This is a genomic window from Pseudomonas sp. ADAK13, from assembly GCF_012935715.1.
Taxonomy (GTDB): domain Bacteria; phylum Pseudomonadota; class Gammaproteobacteria; order Pseudomonadales; family Pseudomonadaceae; genus Aquipseudomonas.
Map to the genome: position 1 here is coordinate 5,313,589 of NZ_CP052860.1, position 19,300 is coordinate 5,332,888.

The window sequence follows — 19,300 nt, forward strand, 5'->3', positions numbered from 1 at the left end:
CTGCGTTCCTTCGCCGGTCCAGTACCGGCGTCCTGAGCATCCCCGCAGGCAGTGTAGTCAGGATTTGGATGATTGCTGGCTACTGGCCATTATTTTTTGGGCGGCAATATCACGGGCGTCAGCACGGGGCGGCCAGCAAAGTATTCCAGCAGGTTGTCCGCTACGCGCTGCACAGTGTCATGGGCCGCCTCCGGTGACAGGCCGGCGACGTGGGGCGTGAGCACGGTGTTGCTGAGGTGCTTGAGGGCGTCCGGTACTTTGGGTTCATCGTCGAACACATCCAGTGCCGCGCCGCCGATGCGGCGTTGCTCCAGGGCGGTAATCAGGTCGGCGGTGACCACCACGCTGCCGCGGCCAATGTTCACCAGGAAGCCGTTGGGCCCCAGCGCGTCGAGGGCCTGGCGGTCGATCAAATGGCGCGTGCTGGCGCCGCCCGGCGTGGCCAGGATCAGAAAGTCCGAGGCCCGCGCCAGTTCTACGGCGGTGGCGCAGTAGGTGTAGTCCACATCATCGCGGGGCTGGCGGTTGTGATAACTCACCTCCATGCCAAACCCCAGGGCCGCGCGTTTGGCGATCTCCAGGCCCACGGCGCCCAGCCCGAGAATGCCCAACTGTTTGCCGGCCAGGGAAGGGCGCATCACCTTGGGCCATTCGCTGCGCCGTATCGCCGCGTCTGCCCGGGGAATGTCACGCACCAGCGAGAGCAACAGGGCCATGGCATGGTCGGCCACCGACGGCGCATTCACGCCGGCGCCATTGGTGACCACAATGCCCCGGTTGCTGGCGGCTTGCAGGTCTACATGTTCATAACCGGCGCCGATCACACAGATGATCTCCAGCGCCGGCAGCGCGGCGATTTCCTCGGCGTACAGGCCCAATGGGCCACGGGTCAGCACGGCCTGGATCTGCCCACCATGGGTCTTGATCGCCTTGGCGCGTTCGGCGGGGGTTGGCGCGAGGATCACGTGAAAGCCGTTGCCTTCGATGATCGGCAGGTAGTCGTTGATGGTTTCAACCAGGACCAGAACGGTAACGGGCATGCGAGGGCTCTTCCTGAAGGGTTTGAGGGATTCAGTATGCGACATTTTGCCGGTATGAATCCTGCGTCAGGTGAAGAAAAATCCGACGCCCGCCGGGGATTAGTGCTCCGGCGGCGCGCTACAGAGGGGACGTTAGAAGCAGATATCTGCCGCCTTCACACGCTTCACAAACGCCCCAGCCAACGTGGCGTTGTGATGCTCAATAATCGCCTTGGCCGGTAACGCCGGCGTGTCCATGCACGTGTGGCCATCCTCCGGCAGTACCACCGAGAACCCCAGTTCGACGGCAACCCGGCATGTTGTGTCGATGCAGTACTGGGTTTTCATCCCGACGATCACCAGCTCATTCACCTGTGCCGCCGCCAGTTGTTGCGCCAGCCCGGTGTCGAGGAAACAGCTGGGTCGAGATTTGTCGAACACCGTGTCGCGGGCTTCATCGACCTCCAGTGCCGGCCATAGCTGCCAGGACGGGCTGCCCGACTCGATGGGTGAACCCGCCGGGCCGGTGTGACGCGCGGCGAAAATCGGTACACCGCCGAGGCGGGCTCGCTGAATCAATGAGTTGATGGTGTCGAGTACGCGTTGGCGCTCGTAGGGTTTTTCCGGGCCATCGTACAGACCTGTCTGCATGTCGATGACCAGCAGGGCGGGGCGCTTGGCTTCAGGCATGGTGTTGCTCCTTGTAGTTGCCAGACGGGCGGAGCAATAAAAAGGCCCCGTCCATTGCTGGCGGGGCCTTGGGTAAATCCGGGTGGCTTAGTTTGCGCGCCACTCACAGCTACCACACGACCCGCCATAAGCGGTCGTGGTGGTGGTGCGGGTGAGGGCCTGCTGAATAAGGTTCATGGGCCGATCATGCTGGCGTTGGCGTTTGGCTGTCAACGCGTCAGCCGAGGTTTTTTTCCGGGATCAGGAGATTTCTTGCGGCATCCAGAAATTCATCGGACAGGCTGTTGCCCTTGGTCGCACGAGCCAGGGTCAGGGCGCCGACCATCATCGTGTACTGGGCAATGGCAGCCTGCCGGTCACCTTCGGGTGTTCCGGTCGCCTGGGTCGCGGCCAGGATCCCCATGGACGCTTCAAAGCCCTGGATAAAGCTGCGCTGCAGCGCGCTGTCGGGCGCTTCGTGGCACATTTCCCCGGCAAACGCTGCCACCGGGCAACTGGACCCGGGATTGTCACGGTTTGTGGCCGTGAGGTACGGATCGATCAGCGCCAGGCGCGCAGTCTCGGGGTCAGGGCTTTGCTCGACCCTGGCCTGCCAGCGCAGGCCCGATTGTTCGAACGCCCGGCTGCAGGCTTCCGTGGCCAGCGCCTCGCGGGACTCGAAGTGCCCGTAGAAACCGCCATGGGTCAGGCCGGCCGCTGCCATCACGTCCGATACGCTGATGCCATGGATGCCCCGTTCACGAAACAGCCGCGTGGCAGCCTCGACGATGATTTCGCGATTGAGTTCGGCTTGTTTGCGGGACACGCGTGGCATCGAAGGCTCTCTGGATCAGGTTGTGGCAGGAATGGGCGGCATCATAAAACGTTTAGCTGGCGTACTGCGCAATCCCGTTGCCGAACGACCAGTTTTCCTTCTTGACCTCCACCAGGCTGATAAACACGTCTTCCAGGCGTACCGCCAGTTCACGGTTCAGACTGTCGGCGATGGTCTTGTACAGCAGTTTTTTCTGCTCGGTGCTGCGGCCTTCGTTCAGGGTGATCTGGATGATCACCAGGTTGTCGGTGCGCTGGATGCCCAGGTACTCCGGGTCATAGATGAAGTGGTGTTCATCGTGCTCGGTGAGGATCTGGAAGTTGTCGTGTTCAGGCACGCCGATCGCCGTGTGCATGGCGTTGTAGATCAGCACACCGACGCGTTTGGCGTAGGTGACGTCGGGGTTTTTCCGCAGGTCGATGCGCACGATTGGCATGGCAGTGATTCCAGTGAGAGACGTGGCCTAAAAATACATGACGACAGGCATTTATAAAATAGATTTCTTATGAAATGTAAAACGCAGGGCGTAAAAATCACCTTCAAGCCTCTGCACCTCACAACCATTCCTCAGCTAAGTCTTTGCTTATTCAAGCGAATCCCGGACAATCGCGCCCCTGTTTCGGTCTGGGCGCTGCCTGTCAGGTTTTTCTGACTCGTCCAGGCCGAGTGAATGCGGAGATCCGAACGGATGAATGATCAGGCCAATAGCGTCGACGAACGCTACGCAACGACACCTGCAACCCTCACAAGCTGGAGCCGCCAGGACACCACCTGGATGCTCGGCCTGTTCGGTACGGCCATCGGCGCCGGCACCTTGTTCCTGCCTATCAACGCGGGCCTTGGCGGTTTCTGGCCGCTGCTGATCCTGGCGGTGCTGGCGTTCCCGATGACGTTTTTCGCTCACCGTGGCCTGACCCGCTTTGTACTCTCGGGCCGTGAAGGTTCGGACATCACCGACGTGGTCGAGGAACATTTCGGCCTCAAGGCCGGTGCCGCGATCACCTTGCTGTACTTCTTCGCGATCTTCCCGATCCTGCTGATCTACAGCGTGGCGCTGACCAATACCGTCGGCAGCTTCATGGAGCATCAACTGCACATTGCGCCGCCGCCCCGGGCGATCCTGTCGCTGGTGCTGATCCTCGGCCTGCTGGCCGTGGTGCGTTGCGGCGAGCAGGTGATCGTCAAGGCCATGAGCCTGATGGTGTATCCGTTTATCGTTGCCTTGCTGTTCCTCGCCGTGTACCTGGTGCCGCACTGGAACGGTGGCATCCTCAGCACCGCCAGTACCGTGCCGGCGCCTTCGGCACTGCTGCACACCCTGTGGCTGGCGATTCCGGTGATGGTGTTCTCGTTCAACCACTCGCCGATCATCTCGGCCTTTGCGGTGGACCAGAAGCGCCAGTACGGGGAACACGCCGAGGAGCGCAGCTCGCAGATCCTGTCCCGGGCGCACATCCTGATGGTGGTGATGGTGCTGTTCTTCGTGTTCAGCTGCGTGTTGACCCTGTCGCCCGCACAATTGGCCGAAGCCAAGGCGCAGAACCTGTCGATCCTGTCGTACCTGGCCAATCACTTCAGCAACCCGACCATCGCGTTCGCCGCGCCGCTGATCGCCTTTGTCGCGATTGCCAAGTCGTTCCTGGGCCATTACATCGGCGCCAGTGAAGGCCTCAAGGGCCTGGTGCTCAAAAGTGGCCGTCGCCCGGCGGCCAAGACCCTGGACCGCATGACCGCCGCATTCATGCTGGTGGTGTGCTGGATTGTCGCCACCCTGAACCCGAGCATCCTCGGCATGATCGAGACCCTGGGCGGGCCGATCATTGCGTCGATCCTGTTCCTGATGCCGATGTACGCGATCCGCAAGGTACCGGCCATGGCCAAGTACCGTGGCCAGGCGTCCAACGTGTTTGTGACGGCGGTGGGCCTGGTGGCGATTACCGCGCTGATTTACTCGTTGGTGTCCTGACAGCACCCCGTTTCAATGCAATGATCACGGCCAATTCGCAGACTGCGGATTGGCCGTTTTTTTTGCCAGGGAATTAAGGATTGATCACCACGCCTGAGAGCAACACCGCGCCGAACCGCGCACAAGACTTGCTGGCCGGCCTGTCCATCGCCGGCCTGCTGCTGCCTGAGGCCGTGGCCTATTCCAGCATCGCTGCGTTGCCGCCCCAGGCGGGCGTGATCGCCTTGTTTGCCGGGTTGCTGTGCTACGGCCTGTTTGGCACCAGCCGTTTTGCGATTGTCTCTGCCACATCGTCTTCGGCCGCTGTTCTGGCGGCGGCGACCGCGACGTTGGCCGGGGATGATCCGACGCTGCGGCTAAGCCTGGCGATGGGCCTGGTGCTGGTGACCGGAGCCTTTTTCCTGCTGGCCGGGTTGCTCAAGCTGGGCGGCCTGACCTCGTTTATCGCCAAGCCGGTGCTGCGTGGCTTTGCCTTCGGCCTGGCGCTGACGATCATCCTCAAACAGTTGGCCAGCGTGGTCGGTGTACACCTGACCGACAACAACCTGATTCGCTTCCTGCCCCAGCTACTGGAACAACTGCCTCACTGGAACTGGGCAGCGGCTGCCGTGGCGGGTGTCGCCTTGCTGCTGCTGTGGCTGTGCGCGCGTGTCCAGCGCTTGCCGGGCGGGTTGCTGGTGGTGGTTCTCGGGATTGCCGCCGGCCAGTGGCTGGACTTGCAAGCCCATGGCGTGGCGTTGATCGGCGTGATCGACTTGCGTCTGGAACTGGCAAGCCTGCCGGTGTTGCCGTTTGCCGACTGGCTGCGCCTGGGCGAGCTGGCGTTTGCCATGGTGATGATTCTTTACGCCGAGTCCTACGGCTCCATCAGCTCGTTCGCCCTCAAGCATGGCGACCGGGTGTCCTCCAACCGCGACTTGCTGGCGCTGGGGGCGGCCAACCTGCTGTCCGGGTTGTTTCAGGGCATGCCCACCGGAGCCGGTTATTCGGCGACATCGGCCAATGAAGCGGCGGGCGCCAACTCCCGGCTGGCGGGAGCGGTGGCGGCGCTGGTGGTGTTGGCCATCGTGCTGACAGTGCTGCCGCTGGTGGCATTGACGCCGGAACCGGTACTCGCGGCCATCGTCATCTATGCCTTGGGCCGTGGCTTGAGCCTGCAACCCCTGGGCCGCTATTTCTCCTGGCGCCGCGACCGATTGCTGGTGATCTGCGCGGTGGCCGCGGTATTGGTGCTTGGGGTGCTGGACGGGCTGTTGGTGGCGGTGGGGATCAGCGTAGTGTTGATGCTGCGCCAGATGTCGTCGGCGGATGTCCGTGAGCTGGGGCGCATCGATGGCGGGCATGATTTTGTCGACCTGCAACATCATCCCGGCGCCGAACGGATTTCGGGCGTGCTGATCGTACGGCCCAGCGAAGCGCTGTTTTTCGCGAATGCCGAGCGCGTGCTGGGCGCCGTGTTGCATCTGATGCGGCGGGTGTCGTCGCCGGTTCATACCGTGGTGCTGAGCCTGGAGGAATCACCGGACCTGGACGGCACCAGTATCGAGGCGCTGCAGGCGTTTTTCGTGCAGGTGCAAGGCGAGGGCAAGTGCCTGGTGCTGGCCCGCGTGCGGCATGAGGCGCAGGAAGTGTTGCAGACGCTGCCTGAAGCGTGCGCGCCCCAAGTGCTGATCAGCGGGTTGAGTGTGGATGGCGCGGTGCAGTTGGCCTTGCAGCCAACTGCTTGAGTTCGAAACTAAAACGTCTCGGCGCTGATCCCCACTTGGGCGAGGTAGCCTTGCAGTGCCTCAAGGCCGTCGTCCGTGACGATCGCACCGACATAGCCATCCGGGCGCACCAGCACCCATTCGCCACGGTCGAGGTTGTAAGCGTCATTGAACTGTCGTTGATCATCCACCAGGTCGGCGCCTGGCCCGAAGCGATGGATATGCAGGCCAGGACCAGGCTTCAACGACCCGCGCTTCACCTCGTAGCCCAGCAACGTCCAATGCGTGCCCTGGAACAGGTTGAATAGCCGGGACGAATGACCCGCGGCGTCCCGGACCGTTGCATCGGGTGCCCGGTCGCCGGCGAGCAAGCGGCCGTCACGTTCTGCCGGTTGCAGCGCAAGGCTGGAGTGGGGATACCCGATATCGAGTTGGTGCACCTCGCGGCCACGACGCATGTCGCCGTTTTTCATCCCGTCCAGCAGCTTGGTCGACAGGCCGAGCATCGACGCAGCCACAGGCCGCCGCTCTTCCTCATAGGTGTCGAGCAATGCGTCGGGCGCACCGGCAATGACCGCTGCCAGCTTCCAGCCCAGGTTGTAGGCATCCTGCACGCTGGTATTGAGGCCCTGGCCCCCGGTTGGCGGGTGAATGTGCGCGGCGTCCCCGATGAGAAACACCTGCCCGACGCGATAGCGGTCGGCGAGCCGCGCATTCATCGTGTAGGCCGACGCCCAGGAGACGGACTGGATGTGAATGTCCTGCCGACCTGTGCGCTGCGCCACCATGGTCATGAGCCCTTCGGCACTGAGGTCAACGTCTGCGTCCAGTGGAATCGGCGCCTGTATCTGAAACAGCTCGGTCCCCGCCAATGGGCAGATTGCGATCTGCGTTGTCATGCACTCATTGCTGAACCGGTGCCAGTAGTCCCGTGACAGGCCGGTCATTGCAACGTCGGCCACGATGGCGCGAACGCCGAGGGTTTGCCCGGGAAACCCGATATCCAGCGTGCGCCGTACCACACTGCGGCCACCGTCTGCGCCAACGAGCCAACGCGCGTGAAGGGTGTGTTCGCCGTCATGGCCGGCCAGATGTGCGGTCACGCCCTGGCTGTCCTGCTCGAAGCCCACCAGCTCGCAGCCAAACTCCGGGCGGTGCCCCAGTTCCAGCAGGCGATCGCGCATCAGCCCTTCGGTCAGGAACTGCGCCAGCATCAAGGGCTGCTGATAGGGCTCCGCTGGCGTCGGCTCGGACTGCTCGACCACCTTGGCGTCTGTGTGGCTGCCGTCTGCGTTGTATCGCCGCTCGGGCGGGTAGACGTCGCCCGCGTCGATGATGCGGTCGAGAATGCCGAGGTCTTCGAAGATTTCCTGGGTCCGGGGTTGAATGCCCTTGCCCCGTGAGCCATGGAACGGCGAGGGCGCTTTTTCGATCAGCCGGAAGGACACCCCCCGTCGCGCCAGCTCGATCGCCAGGGTCAAACCGGCTGCACCCGCACCACAAATCAGAACGTCGACTGCGCATTGCTGTTTCATCTGGATCGCCTTTATATGTAATATGCACATATATTTGAGCAAGGAAAAATCCGTGTCAACAGAAAACGTGCAAAATACACCTATTGGTCGTCAGATTCGCGAGCTTCACGGGGCGCTGATTGAAATTGTCGGCGCGATGAACCGCCCCCAGCGCGACGAAGTGATGGTCCGCGAGGCCGGGATAGCCCTCGATCGGGCCCTGTTTCCGCTGGTGGTGCTGGTGGAGCGGTTGGGGCCGATCGGCGTTGTGGAGTTGGCCGACCGCGTGGGGCGCGACTACACCACGGTCAGCCGCCAAGTGGCGAAGCTGGAGAGCCTTGGCCTGGTCGACCGCCAGGAAAGCGCCAAGGACCGCCGGGTGCGCGAGTCGGTTATCACCCCAGAGGGCAAGGCGATGACGGATCGGGTGGATGAGGCGCGGACCCGCATGGGCATGGCTATCTTCGCCAACTGGGAGCAGCAGGATATTGATGACCTGGTGCGGCTGATGGGCAAGTTTGCCGCCGACCTCAACGACGATGCGCTGGTCACGCTCAGTCTGGAGAGCGAATAGAAAACCCGGGCAAAAAAATACCCCTCAATGAGGGGTATTCAGACGGCTTCCAGCGGTTACCGGCGGCGGAACAACGGCAGCGGTTCATCCGTTGCAGCCTGGTACGTCACCGAGAAATCCTTGAGGCTTTCCAGTGCTTCGTACGGGTCTTTGTCGGCGCGCAAGGCGAAGGCATCGAACCCGCAGCGGCGCAGGTAGAACAGTTGGTCGCGCAGCACGTCGCCAATTGCCCGCAACTCGGCCTTGTAACCGTAGCGGTCACGCAGCAGGCGGGCATTGGAGTAGTTGCGACCGTCGGTGAAGGCCGGGAAGTTCAGGGCGATCACCTGGAAATGCTCCACGTCATCACCGATCTCTTCGGCTTCTTCATCGGCATCCAGCCACACGCCCAGGCCGCCGTCGCGGGCTTTCAGGGCGTGAGCGTGCTCGCGCCACAGGGCCAGCGGCACGATCAGGTCGTCGCAGTTGGAGATGCCATCGAAACTCGCATCCTTGGGCAGCAGGTGCCAGGTTTCGTCGACGACTTCGTTGTTCTTAATGATTCGCTGCATAGACGCGCTCCTTGAACAGGTCAATGCCGATGCGCTGGTAGGTGTCGATGAAACGCTCATCTTCGGTGCGCTGTTCAACGTACACGTCGATCAGCTTGCCGATCACGTCAGGCATGGCTTCCTGGGCGAAGGACGGGCCGAGGATCTTGCCCAGGCTCGCATCGCGGCTGGCGCTGCCACCCAGGGACACTTGGTAGAATTCTTCGCCTTTCTTGTCCACGCCCAGGATGCCGATGTGGCCGACGTGGTGGTGACCACAGGCGTTCATGCAACCGGAGATGTTCAGGTCCAGCTCGCCGATGTCGAACAGGTAGTCCAGGTCGTCGAAACGGCGCTGGATGGATTCGGCAATCGGGATCGACTTGGCGTTGGCCAGGGAGCAGAAGTCGCCACCCGGGCAGCAGATGATGTCGGTCAGCAGGCCGATGTTCGGCGTGGCAAAACCCTGCTCGCGCAGCTCGCCCCACAGGTTGAACAGTTGAGACTGTTCAACGTCGGCGAGGATGATGTTCTGCTCGTGGGAGGTGCGCAGTTGGCCGAAGCTGTAGCGCTCGGCCAGGTCGGCGACGCCGTCCAGTTGCTTGTCGGTGATGTCACCCGGTGCAACACCGGTAGGTTTCAGCGACAGGGTCACGGCCACATAGCCCGGCTTTTTGTGGGCCAGGGTGTTGCGGGTGCGCCAGCGGGCGAAACCTGGGTGCTGCTGGTCGAGTTCGGCCAACTCGGCGTCCTGATTGCTCAGCGCCTTGTAGTCCGGGTCGACGAAATGCTTGGCGACGCGATGCACTTCGGCGTCGGTCAGGGTGGTCTGGCCGCCGCGCAGGTGTTCCATCTCGGCGTCGACTTTCTGGGCGAACACCTCAGGGGTCAGCGCTTTCACCAGGATCTTGATCCGGGCCTTGTACTTGTTGTCACGACGGCCATAGCGGTTGTACACCCGCAGGATCGCGTCGAGGTAGCTCAACAGGTCCTGCCACGGCAGGAATTCGTTGATGAAGGCACCGACCACCGGCGTACGGCCAAGGCCACCGCCGACGAGCACACGGAAGCCCAGTTCGCCAGCGGCGTTATGCACCGGCTCCAGGCCGATGTCGTGCACTTCGATGGCGGCGCGGTCCGAGGTCGAGCCATTGATGGCGATCTTGAACTTGCGCGGCAGGTAGGCGAATTCCGGGTGGAAGGTGGTCCATTGACGGACGATTTCACACCACGGGCGCGGGTCGATCAGTTCGTCAGCGGCAACGCCGGCGAATTGGTCGGTGGTCACGTTGCGCAGGCAGTTACCGCTGGTCTGAATGGCGTGCATCTGCACGGTGGCCAATTCAGCCAGGATGTCCGGCACGTCTTCCAGGGCCGGCCAGTTGAACTGGACGTTCTGGCGGGTACTGATGTGGGCGTAGCCTTTGTCGAAGTCGCGGGCAATCTTGGCCATCATGCGCGTCTGACGGGAAGTCAGTTGGCCATAAGGCACGGCAACCCGCAGCATCGGTGCAAAGCGCTGAACATAAAGGCCATTTTGCAGGCGCAGAGGGCGGAACTCTTCTTCGCTCAGTTCACCTGCCAGATAGCGTCGGGTCTGATCACGGAACTGCTTGACGCGGTCCTCGATGATGCGCTGATCGTATTCGTCGTATACGTACATATAGGTCCTGTTCTCGGCAAATCTGCGCGCACGGCCGCGCACTCCCAACGGAGCCGGCGCACGATACCAGTTTGCGTTTATGCGCAAAAGTGATGTTTGAGTATATGCAAATAACCAAAACGCCTAATGAGAACCGTTATCGCGATACCCACATTTGTCATGCGGGCAATCATGAACTTTACTGTGCTCGTGTCTTTGTGCAATCACCTATAAAACCGACAAGAGGCGATGCTATGAGCAATCCGACCAAAGCCCGAAAAAGTGACAGCAGTGTCGATGCCTGGGCCATTTTGTTCCTGATTATCCTGGTGGTTTCCACTGCCGTGTTCTGGGTCAGCCATCAATAAAGGGGTGTTACCCGAGCTGGATTGTCCGACAATCGGCAATTAACCGAGATTGACCGGCCCGATGCCATTATCATGGGCTGTCATTCCGAAGGGCTCAGGCAACGATGTTGAAGGTTCTCTGCAAGTGCTTGCTGGTGCTGAGCATGCCGTTCTGGGCCATTGCCCAGGCGACATCGGTGGTGTTTCTCAACCCTGGCAATTCGACCGAGACCTTCTGGGTCAGCTACGCGCAATTCATGCAGGCCGCCGCCAGGGACCTCGGCCTGGATTTGCGTGTGCGCTATTCCGAGCGCAACCCCGAGACTACCCTTTCCCAAGCCCGCGAGGCGCTGCAGGGCAGTCAGCGCCCGGACTACCTGGTGCTGGTCAACGAGCAATACATCGCCCCGCAGATCCTGCGCCTGTCCGAGGGCAGTGGGGTCAAGCTGCTGATCGTCAATAACGCGCTGACGGCCGATCAGACCCAATTGCTCGGCGCGGGCAAGTACCCCAACTGGATCGGCAGCATGGTCGCCGACGACGAGGAGGCGGGCTACCTGATGCTCACGCAGCTGTTGCGCCTGCATGGCCCTGTCGCCCCTGGCCAGACCCTCGACCTGATTGCGTTCTCCGGCGCCAAGACCACACCTGCCGCTCAACTGCGTGAACGGGGTTTGCAGCGCGCCCTGGCCGACAACCCGCAGGTGCGCCTGCGCCAGTTGGTGTATGGCGAGTGGAGCCGCCAGCGGGCCTTCGACCAGGCCACACAGCTCTTCAAACGTTACCCACAGACAGCGTTGGTGTGGTCGGCCAATGACGAAATGGCGTTGGGGGCGATGGACGCACTCAAGGAGGCCGGGCGAGCGCCGGGCAGGGAAGTGTTATTCAGCGCGGTCAACAGCTCGCCTGAAGCGTTGCAGGCGCGTCTTGACGGACGCCTGAGTGTGCTGGTGGCCGGGCACTTTACCCTCGGCGGTTGGGCGATGGTGGTGCTGCATGACGATGCCCGTGGGCTGGACATGGCGCAGTACGGCGGGCGTGAGCGCAGGCTCGGGCTCTTTCGAATGATTGACCCACCACACGCCACGCGCCTTTTGCAGTTGCAGGGGCGCGAGGACTACGGTGTGGATTTTCGTGCGCTGTCGGCCCAGGGCAAGCCAGCCACCTACCGTTACCCGTTCAGCCTGCAATTGCTGATGCACTGACCGGGCTCAAACCCCGGCCAGGTGCAGCACCAGCTTGACGATACCAAACAGGGTCAAGGCAAAGACGGCAGTGAACAGAACGCCCAGCACCACAAAGTGACTGGGCTTGCCGTGGGTAAAGTCGCGGGCGCGGTTTTTGCCGCTTTGCACGCCGAAGGCGGCGGCCATGACGCTGTGAAGCATCTGCCAGAACGTCGGTGGCTTTTGGTTGGCTGGATCGTCCATACATCCCCCGGTAAAGGTGTGTATGGACAGCATAGTCAATCCCGCGATCAGTTGTCGTAACCCAGGTTTGGCGCCAGCCAGCGCTCGGTCACACTCAAGTCCTGATCCTTGCGCGCGGTGTAGCTCGCCACCTGATCCTTGTCGATCTTGCCCACGGCAAAGTACTGCGCCTGCGGGTGGGCGAAGTACCAGCCGCTGACCGCCGCTGCCGGGAACATCGCGTAGTGCTCGGTGAGGAACACGCCGCTGCGGCCGGCCTGCATTTCGCGGGCTTCAGGGTCCAGAAGTTGGAACAACTGGGCCTTCTCGGTGTGATCCGGGCACGCCGGGTAGCCTGGAGCAGGGCGGATGCCGCTGTACTGTTCCTTGATCAGCGCTTCGTTATCCAGTTGCTCGTCCTTGGCGTAGCCCCAGTGCTCTTTACGCACCTGCTGGTGCAGCCACTCGGCGCAGGCTTCGGCCAGGCGGTCGGCCAGGGCCTTGACCATGATCGAGTTGTAGTCGTCGCCAGCGTCCTGGTAGGCCTTGGCGACTTCTTCGGCGCCGATGCCGGCGGTGGTGATGAAACCGCCGATGTAGTCGGTCACGCCGCTGTCCTTGGGCGCCACGAAGTCGGCCAGGGAGAAGTTGGGCTTGCCGTCGGTCTTGATGATCTGCTGGCGCAGGTGGTGCAGTTTGGCAATCGGCTGGCCATCGTCGTCGTAGACTTCCAGGTCATCGTCCTGCACCTGGTTGGTCGGCCAGAAACCGACCACGGCGCGGGCGCTGATGAGCTTTTCGTCGATCAGCTTCTTGAGCATTTCCTGGGCATCGGCGTACAGCGCGGTGGCGGCTTCACCGACCACTTCGTCTTCAAGGATGCGCGGGAATTTGCCGGCCAGGTCCCAGGAAATGAAGAACGGCGTCCAGTCGATGTACTCGGCCAGGACGTTAAGGTCGATATTGTCCAGCACTTTGGAACCGGTAAAGGTCGGCTTGACCGGCGTGTACGTGCTCCAGTCGAACTGCGGCTTCTTGGCAATCGCCGCCGGGTAGCTCAGTCGCTCGGTGCGGGCGCTGCGGTTGGAGGTGCGCTCGCGCACGTCGATGTATTCCAGGCGGGTTTTCTCGACAAAACCGGCCTTCAATTCCTTGGACAACAACTGGGTGGCCACGCCCACGGCGCGGGACGCGTCGGTGACGTAGATCACGGCGTCATTGCTGTACTTCGGTTCGATCTTCACCGCCGTGTGGGCCTTGGAGGTGGTGGCGCCACCGATCATCAGCGGCAGGTGGAAATCCTGGCGCTGCATCTCGCGGGCGACGTGCACCATCTCGTCAAGGGAAGGCGTGATCAGGCCGGACAGGCCGATGATGTCGCACTTCTGTTCCTTGGCCACTTGCAGGATCTTCTCGGCCGGCACCATTACGCCCAGGTCGACAATGTCGTAGCCGTTGCAACCCAGCACCACGCCGACGATGTTCTTGCCGATGTCGTGCACGTCGCCCTTGACGGTGGCCATCAGGATCTTGCCCTTGGCTTCCGGCTTGTCGCCTTTTTCCAGCTCGATGAAGGGGATCAAGTGGGCCACGGCCTGCTTCATCACCCGGGCGGATTTCACCACCTGGGGCAGGAACATTTTGCCGGCGCCGAACAGGTCGCCGACGATGTTCATGCCGGACATCAGCGGGCCTTCGATCACCTCGATCGGGCGCGCGAACGACTGCCGGGATTCTTCGGTGTCTTCGACGATGTGGGTGGTGATGCCCTTGACCAGCGCGTGTTCCAGGCGTTTGTTGACGTCCCAGCCACGCCACTCTTCGGTCTCGGCTTCCTTGACGCTGCCGTCGCCCTTGTACTTGTCGGCGATGGCGAGGAGGGCGTCGGTGCCTTCCGGCGTGCGGTTGAGCACCACGTCTTCCACGGCGTCGCGCAGCTCGACCGGGATCTGGTCGTAGATTTCCAGTTGGCCGGCGTTGACGATACCCATGCTCAGGCCATTGCGGATCGCATACAGCAGGAACACCGAGTGGATCGCCTCGCGCACCGGGTTGTTGCCCCGGAACGAGAACGACACGTTGGACACGCCGCCCGAGGTCAGTGCATACGGCAGCTCGTCGCGGATGTAGGCACAGGCGTTGATGAAGTCGACGGCGTAGTTGTTGTGCTCTTCGATACCGGTGGCCACCGCGAAGATGTTCGGGTCGAAGATGATGTCTTCCGGAGGGAAGCCGACTTCGTTCACCAGGATGTCGTAGGAGCGTTTGCAGATCTCTTTCTTGCGCGCCTCGGTGTCGGCCTGGCCGGCTTCGTCGAAGGCCATCACCACCACTGCAGCGCCGTAGCGCTTGCACAGCTTGGCGTGGTGAATGAACTGCTCGACGCCTTCCTTCATGCTGATGGAGTTGACGATGCCCTTGCCCTGGATGCATTTCAGGCCGGCTTCGATCACTTCCCACTTGGAGGAGTCGATCATGATCGGTACGCGGGAGATGTCCGGTTCGCCGGCAATCAGGTTGAGGAAGGTCACCATGGCCTTCTTCGAATCCAGCATGCCTTCGTCCATGTTGATGTCGATCACCTGGGCGCCGGCTTCCACCTGCTGCAGGGCGACTTCCAGGGCTTCGGTGTAGTTGTCTTCGCGGATCAGGCGGGCGAAGCGGGCGGAGCCGGTGATATTGGTGCGCTCGCCGACGTTGACGAACAACGAGCGGCGATCAATCGTGAACGGTTCCAGGCCCGACAGGCGGCACGCCTTGGGGATGTCCGGGATCGGACGCGGGGCGTAACCGGCCACGGCCTTGGCGATGGCTTCGATGTGGCCCGGCGTGGTACCGCAGCAGCCGCCGACGATGTTGAGGAAGCCGCTCTGGGCGAACTCTTCGATGACCTTGGCAGTTTGCGACGGCAGTTCGTCGTACTCGCCGAATTCGTTGGGCAGGCCGGCGTTCGGGTGCGCGGAAACGTGGGTGTTGGCCTTGTTCGACAACTCTTCCAGGTACGGGCGCAACTCGCTGGCGCCCAGGGCGCAGTTCAGGCCCACCGACAGCGGCTTGGCGTGGCTGACCGAGTTCCAGAAGGCTTCGGTGGTCTGGCCCGACAACGTACGGCCGGAGGCGTCGGTGATGGTGCCGGAGATCATGATCGGCAGTTCTACGTTCAGCGCCTCGAACACGCCCTGCACGGCGAAGATCGCAGCCTTGGCGTTGAGGGTGTCGAAGATGGTCTCGATCAGGATCAGGTCGGCGCCGCCCTCGATCAGGCCCTTGGTGGCCTCGGTGTAGTTTTCCACCAGCTCATCGAAGGTCACGTTGCGGTAGCCGGGGTTGTTCACGTCGGGCGACAGCGAGCAGGTGCGGCTGGTCGGGCCGAGCACGCCGGCGACGAAACGCGGCTTGGCCGGGTTTTCAAGGGTCTTGGCGTCGGCGATCTTGCGGGCCAGGCGTGCGCCTTCTACGTTTAACTCGTAGGCCAGCTCCTCCATGCCATAGTCGGCCATGGAAATGCGCGTGGCGTTGAAGGTGTTGGTTTCCAGGATGTCGGCGCCGGCATCCAGGTAGGCTTTTTCGATGCCGCCGATCACGTCCGGACGGGTGATCACCAGCAGGTCGTTATTGCCCTTGACATCGCTCGGCCAGTCAGCGAAGCGTTTGCCACGGTAGTCTTGCTCTTCCAGCTTATAGCTCTGGATCATCGTGCCCATGCCGCCGTCGAGGATCAGGATGCGTTCCTTGAGGGTTTGGTGGAGGGCTTGCAGACGAGCGCTACGATCGGGCATGGGACTACTCTGGTCAGGTATTACGGAGGGCGAAGATCATAGCAAACCTGTGCGCTTTTAGAGCATGCACCGGTTTTGCATGAATATCGCTCATGTTGTCGAGGATGTTACATCGGTAGAATCGCCGGGTTTTTCACTGTACGCATTGAATCGGGACCGGGAACATGTCACTTCGCCTTATCGCCAGCGCCGCGTTTGCGCTGTTCGCTCTCACCGCACAGGCAGAAGGTCCCGCCCCGGCGATCTCTTATACCCGTGATATCCAGCCAATCTTCACCGAGAAATGCGTGGCCTGCCACGCCTGTTATGACTCGGCCTGCCAGCTCAACCTGGGCAGTGCCGAAGGCGCGGCCCGCGGCGCCACCAAAGTGCCGGTGTACGACGGCGAGCGCAGCCAGGCCAGCCAACCTACGCGCCTGTTCTATGACGCCTTCGGCAAGGCCGCCTGGCAGCAGAAGGGCTTCTACTCGGTGCTGGATGCCCAGGGCAGCCAGGCCGCACTGATGGCACGGATGCTGGAGCTGGGGCATAACGCGCCGTTGCAGCCCAACGCCAAGCTGCCGGATGACATTGTGCTGGGCCTGAACCGCGAAAACACGTGCCCGATGCCGGGCGAATTCAATGCCTACGCCGGTTCGCACCCCAAAGAAGGCATGCCGCTGGCGGTCACCGGCCTGACCGACCAGCAGTACCAGACCTTGCAGCGCTGGCTGGCCTCCGGTGCGCCGATCGACGAACAAGGCCTGGCGCCGAGTGCCCAGGAAGCCCTGCAAGTACAGCAGTGGGAAAACCTGTTCAACTAGCCCGGCGCCCGGGAAAGCCTGGTAGCGCGCTGGTTGTTCGAGCACCTGTTTCTCGCCCACATCTACTTTGAAGGCGGCGAGCCGGGGCATTTCTTCCAGTGGGTACGCTCTCGTACGCCCAGTGGCCAGCCGATCGACCTGATCAACACCCGCCGTCCCAACGACGACCCCGGCACCCAGATTTACTACCGCCTGTGGCCAGTACAGGGCGTGATCGTGCACAAGACCCACATCACCTATCCGTTCAGCGCCGAGAAAATGGCCCGGATCAAGTCGCTGTTCTATACCGATGACTGGCAGGTGCACGCGTTGCCGGGTTACGGGCCGGGCCGCCGGGCCAACCCGTTCGAGACCTTCGAGGCGATTCCGGCCAAGGCGCGTTACCAGTTCATGCTGGATAACGCTGAATACTTCGTGCGCACCTTTATTCGCGGGCCGGTGTGCCGGGGCCAAATCGCCACGGACGTGATCCGTGACAACTTCTGGACCCTGTTCCAGGACCCAGACCACGACTTGTACATCACCGATGCCCGTTACCGCGGCCAGGCCACGCCGTTGCTGGCGATGCCGGGGCAGATTGATGATGTGGGCAGCGTGCTCAGCCTCTGGATCAAATACCGCGACAAGCGTAATGAGTACGAGGCGTTGCGCCGGGACAGCTATGCCGACGTGCCGCCGCCGAGTTGGTCGAGCCTGTGGGCCGGCAATGACAACGCGCTGCTGACGATCTTCCGCCACTTTGACAGTGCGTCGGTGACCAAGGGCTTGATCGGCGAAGTGCCGCAAACGATGTGGCTGTTCGACTATCCGTTGCTGGAGCGCACCTATTACCAGTTGGCGGTGAATTTCGATGTGTTCGGCAACGTCTCCCATCAGGCCCAGACGCGTCTGTATTTCGACCTGATCCGCAATGGCGCCGAGCAGAACTTCCTGCGGTTGATGCCGGCCGATTCCCGCGATGACTTCCTCGACGATTGGTACCAGAACAGCGGCAAGGTCAAGCTGTGGCTGGACTATGAGGCCATCGACGATGACAAGCCCACGGGCCTAAAGCTCGATGAAAAAGACCCCAAGCGTGACTTTGCCAACCAGTTGCTGGCCCGTTACGGCGACCTGAACGCCAGCCCGGACCCGATCAACCGCTGCGTCAGCGCCTATTGCTCGCGCCCTGGCATCGACCCGGCGTTGCAGGACGCCGAGCAGGCCCTCAGCCGCCTGACCAACCGCCCGGCGGCGGGGCTCAAGGTGATCGACCAGTTGCCGGAAGCCACGATGCTGCGCATCGAAACCCACAGCGGCAAACGCGAGGTCTACAGTCTGTTGCGCAACCGCGCCCACAGCAACGTGGCCTTCATGCTGGGTGAGGCTTATCGTTACCAGCCGGGCCTGGACACGGCGACCGTCTATCCCGGGGTGCTGAGCAGCTACCCGAACTTCATGTTCAACATTCCTGCGGAGCAAGTGCCGGAGTTTGTCGCCGCCCTGGAGAACGCCAAGGACGCCAATCGTTTCGAGAAGATTGTCGACCGCTGGGGCATCCGTCGCAGTCACCCGTTGTTCTGGCAGTATTTCCACGACCTGTCGCAGTACATCCGCGAAACCACACCGGTGGAAGAGGGTGTGCTGGACATGAACCGTTATGAAAACCTTTGATCGGGGGCGAAAGTCTTTTCCGACAAAATTACTAGGACTTTGTACCTCGGTAATAATTTGGCGTAAACTGCCGGCAAGCCTGTGAGGAGTTTCCATGACTGCCATAACCATTACCGACGCCGCCCACGATTACCTGGCTGACCTGCTGTCGAAGCAGAACACCCCGGGTATCGGCATCCGCGTCTTTATCACCCAGCCCGGCACCCAGTACGCCGAGACGTGCATTGCCTACTGCAAGCCGGGTGAAGAAAAACCTGAAGACACGGCGCTGGGGCTGAAAAGCTTCACGGCGTATATCGATGCGTTCAGTGAAGCGTTCCTTGACGATGCCGTGGTGGATTACGCCACTGATCGCATGGGTGGCCAACTGACCATCAAGGCGCCGAACGCCAAGGTGCCGAATGTTAATGCGGACAGCCCGATCAACGAGCGCATCAACTATTACCTGCAAACCGAGATCAACCCGGGGCTGGCCAGCCACGGCGGTCAGGTAAGCCTGATCGATGTGGTGGATGACGGGATCGCCGTGCTGAAGTTTGGTGGCGGTTGCCAGGGCTGCGGCCAGGCAGACGTGACCTTGCGTGAAGGCATCGAGCGCACCTTGCTGGAGCGCGTTCCAGAGCTTAAGGGCGTGCGTGATGTGACTGACCATACGCAGAAAGAAAACGCCTACTACTAAGTAAGGTGTTCACTGCGGACATAAAAAACGGCGCCCCGTGAGCGCCGTTTTTTTATGCTTGTTATTCAGTTTGTTACACAATCTTCTTAACGAAGAAGATCAAGTGTGGGAGCGGGCTTGCTCGCGAACGCGGTGGATCAGTCGACACCTATATTGACTGGCCCGACGCATTCGC

14 protein-coding genes and 1 pseudogene are annotated in these 19,300 nt (G+C 61.7%); 6 read left to right on the top strand and 9 right to left on the bottom strand.

All coding sequences use genetic code 11. The features are described from left to right. Nucleotides 1-89: 89 nt before the first annotated feature. The 4 genes from HKK54_RS24565 to HKK54_RS24580 all read right to left on the bottom strand — a co-directional run bounded on the left by HKK54_RS24565 (nucleotide 90) and on the right by HKK54_RS24580 (nucleotide 2,959). Complete coding sequence (locus HKK54_RS24565; RefSeq protein ID WP_010173028.1) at nucleotides 90-1,040, bottom strand: 2-hydroxyacid dehydrogenase; 951 nt, start codon at nucleotides 1,038-1,040, stop codon at nucleotides 90-92. Between the two features lie 132 nt (nucleotides 1,041-1,172). Further along, nucleotides 1,173-1,709, bottom strand: a complete 537-nt coding sequence (locus HKK54_RS24570; protein ID WP_169388122.1) for a cysteine hydrolase family protein — start codon at nucleotides 1,707-1,709, stop codon at nucleotides 1,173-1,175. Between the two features lie 217 nt (nucleotides 1,710-1,926). Further along, nucleotides 1,927-2,523: a TetR/AcrR family transcriptional regulator gene (locus tag HKK54_RS24575; protein ID WP_010173024.1), complete on the bottom strand. Its 597-nt coding sequence runs from the start codon at nucleotides 2,521-2,523 to the stop codon at nucleotides 1,927-1,929. 52 nt (nucleotides 2,524-2,575) lie between these two features. Continuing rightward, entirely contained in the window at nucleotides 2,576-2,959 is a 384-nt protein-coding gene (locus HKK54_RS24580) for a tautomerase family protein (protein ID WP_169388123.1), read from the bottom strand. 252 nt (nucleotides 2,960-3,211) lie between these two features. Between HKK54_RS24580 and HKK54_RS24585 the strand changes: the two genes are divergently transcribed. Together HKK54_RS24585 and HKK54_RS24590 are read left to right on the top strand one after the other, a co-directional pair. Continuing rightward, the gene (locus HKK54_RS24585; protein ID WP_169388124.1) at nucleotides 3,212-4,489 is read left to right on the top strand and encodes a serine/threonine transporter; all 1,278 of its coding nucleotides are present in this window, start codon (nucleotides 3,212-3,214) and stop codon (nucleotides 4,487-4,489) included. Between the two features lie 80 nt (nucleotides 4,490-4,569). Next, entirely contained in the window at nucleotides 4,570-6,216 is a 1,647-nt protein-coding gene (locus HKK54_RS24590; RefSeq protein WP_169388125.1) for a SulP family inorganic anion transporter, read from the top strand. An 8-nt stretch (nucleotides 6,217-6,224) separates the two neighbouring features. On the opposite strand, the gene HKK54_RS24595 is transcribed toward HKK54_RS24590, so the two are convergent. Beyond that, nucleotides 6,225-7,730: an FAD-dependent oxidoreductase gene (locus HKK54_RS24595; RefSeq protein ID WP_169388126.1), complete on the bottom strand. Its 1,506-nt coding sequence runs from the start codon at nucleotides 7,728-7,730 to the stop codon at nucleotides 6,225-6,227. A gap of 52 nt (nucleotides 7,731-7,782) precedes the next feature. Between HKK54_RS24595 and HKK54_RS24600 the strand changes: the two genes are divergently transcribed. Next, nucleotides 7,783-8,283, top strand: coding sequence for a MarR family winged helix-turn-helix transcriptional regulator (locus HKK54_RS24600; RefSeq protein ID WP_237150983.1), 501 nt, complete (start codon nucleotides 7,783-7,785; stop codon nucleotides 8,281-8,283). Nucleotides 8,284-8,339: 56 nt separating this feature from the next. Here HKK54_RS24600 and HKK54_RS24605 read toward each other — a convergent pair whose 3' ends face one another. Both HKK54_RS24605 and HKK54_RS24610 read right to left on the bottom strand, forming a co-directional pair. Then, nucleotides 8,340-8,834 carry a DUF934 domain-containing protein gene (locus HKK54_RS24605; protein WP_010173013.1) on the bottom strand — a complete coding sequence of 165 codons (495 nt, stop codon included), beginning with the start codon at nucleotides 8,832-8,834 and terminating at the stop codon, nucleotides 8,340-8,342. After that, the gene (locus tag HKK54_RS24610) at nucleotides 8,818-10,476 is read right to left on the bottom strand and encodes a nitrite/sulfite reductase (RefSeq protein WP_169388128.1); all 1,659 of its coding nucleotides are present in this window, start codon (nucleotides 10,474-10,476) and stop codon (nucleotides 8,818-8,820) included. The genes HKK54_RS24605 and HKK54_RS24610 overlap by 17 nt, the downstream gene beginning before the upstream one ends. Nucleotides 10,477-10,927: 451 nt before the next feature. On the opposite strand from HKK54_RS24610, the gene HKK54_RS24615 reads away from it, so the two are divergent. Beyond that, a complete protein-coding gene (locus tag HKK54_RS24615) occupies nucleotides 10,928-12,007 on the top strand; it encodes an ABC transporter substrate-binding protein (protein ID WP_010173009.1) in 1,080 nt (359 codons plus the stop codon). Nucleotides 12,008-12,013: 6 nt separating this feature from the next. Here the strand turns inward: HKK54_RS24615 and HKK54_RS24620 are convergent, their stop codons facing one another. Both HKK54_RS24620 and metH read right to left on the bottom strand, forming a co-directional pair. Further along, nucleotides 12,014-12,232 (bottom strand): DUF2970 domain-containing protein, encoded by a 219-nt coding sequence (locus HKK54_RS24620; RefSeq protein ID WP_010173007.1) that lies wholly within the window; start codon nucleotides 12,230-12,232, stop codon nucleotides 12,014-12,016. 47 nt (nucleotides 12,233-12,279) lie between these two features. After that, on the bottom strand, nucleotides 12,280-15,990 hold the full coding sequence (gene metH / locus HKK54_RS24625; protein WP_169388129.1) for a methionine synthase: 3,711 nt from the start codon (nucleotides 15,988-15,990) through the stop codon (nucleotides 12,280-12,282). A gap of 164 nt (nucleotides 15,991-16,154) precedes the next feature. Between metH and HKK54_RS24630 the strand changes: the two are divergent. Next, a pseudogene (locus HKK54_RS24630) lies at nucleotides 16,155-18,446 on the top strand (fatty acid cis/trans isomerase). A gap of 94 nt (nucleotides 18,447-18,540) precedes the next feature. Beyond that, entirely contained in the window at nucleotides 18,541-19,125 is a 585-nt protein-coding gene (nfuA, locus tag HKK54_RS24635; protein WP_003210817.1) for a Fe-S biogenesis protein NfuA, read from the top strand. Nucleotides 19,126-19,300 lie beyond the last annotated feature (175 nt).

What these genes read in the sequence shown, in the direction of transcription:
- HKK54_RS24565 (WP_010173028.1), bottom strand. Translation starts at nt 1,040, where the DNA reads ATGCCCGTTACCGTTCTGGTCCTGGTTGAAACCATCAACGACTACCTG.
- HKK54_RS24570 (WP_169388122.1), bottom strand. Translation starts at nt 1,709, where the DNA reads ATGCCTGAAGCCAAGCGCCCCGCCCTGCTGGTCATCGACATGCAGACA.
- HKK54_RS24575 (WP_010173024.1), bottom strand. Translation starts at nt 2,523, where the DNA reads ATGCCACGCGTGTCCCGCAAACAAGCCGAACTCAATCGCGAAATCATC.
- HKK54_RS24580 (WP_169388123.1), bottom strand. Translation starts at nt 2,959, where the DNA reads ATGCCAATCGTGCGCATCGACCTGCGGAAAAACCCCGACGTCACCTAC.
- HKK54_RS24585 (WP_169388124.1), top strand. Translation starts at nt 3,212, where the DNA reads ATGAATGATCAGGCCAATAGCGTCGACGAACGCTACGCAACGACACCT.
- HKK54_RS24595 (WP_169388126.1), bottom strand. Translation starts at nt 7,730, where the DNA reads ATGAAACAGCAATGCGCAGTCGACGTTCTGATTTGTGGTGCGGGTGCA.
- HKK54_RS24605 (WP_010173013.1), bottom strand. Translation starts at nt 8,834, where the DNA reads ATGCAGCGAATCATTAAGAACAACGAAGTCGTCGACGAAACCTGGCAC.
- HKK54_RS24610 (WP_169388128.1), bottom strand. Translation starts at nt 10,476, where the DNA reads ATGTACGTATACGACGAATACGATCAGCGCATCATCGAGGACCGCGTC.
- HKK54_RS24615 (WP_010173009.1), top strand. Translation starts at nt 10,928, where the DNA reads ATGTTGAAGGTTCTCTGCAAGTGCTTGCTGGTGCTGAGCATGCCGTTC.
- HKK54_RS24620 (WP_010173007.1), bottom strand. Translation starts at nt 12,232, where the DNA reads ATGGACGATCCAGCCAACCAAAAGCCACCGACGTTCTGGCAGATGCTT.
- metH (WP_169388129.1), bottom strand. Translation starts at nt 15,990, where the DNA reads ATGCCCGATCGTAGCGCTCGTCTGCAAGCCCTCCACCAAACCCTCAAG.
- nfuA (WP_003210817.1), top strand. Translation starts at nt 18,541, where the DNA reads ATGACTGCCATAACCATTACCGACGCCGCCCACGATTACCTGGCTGAC.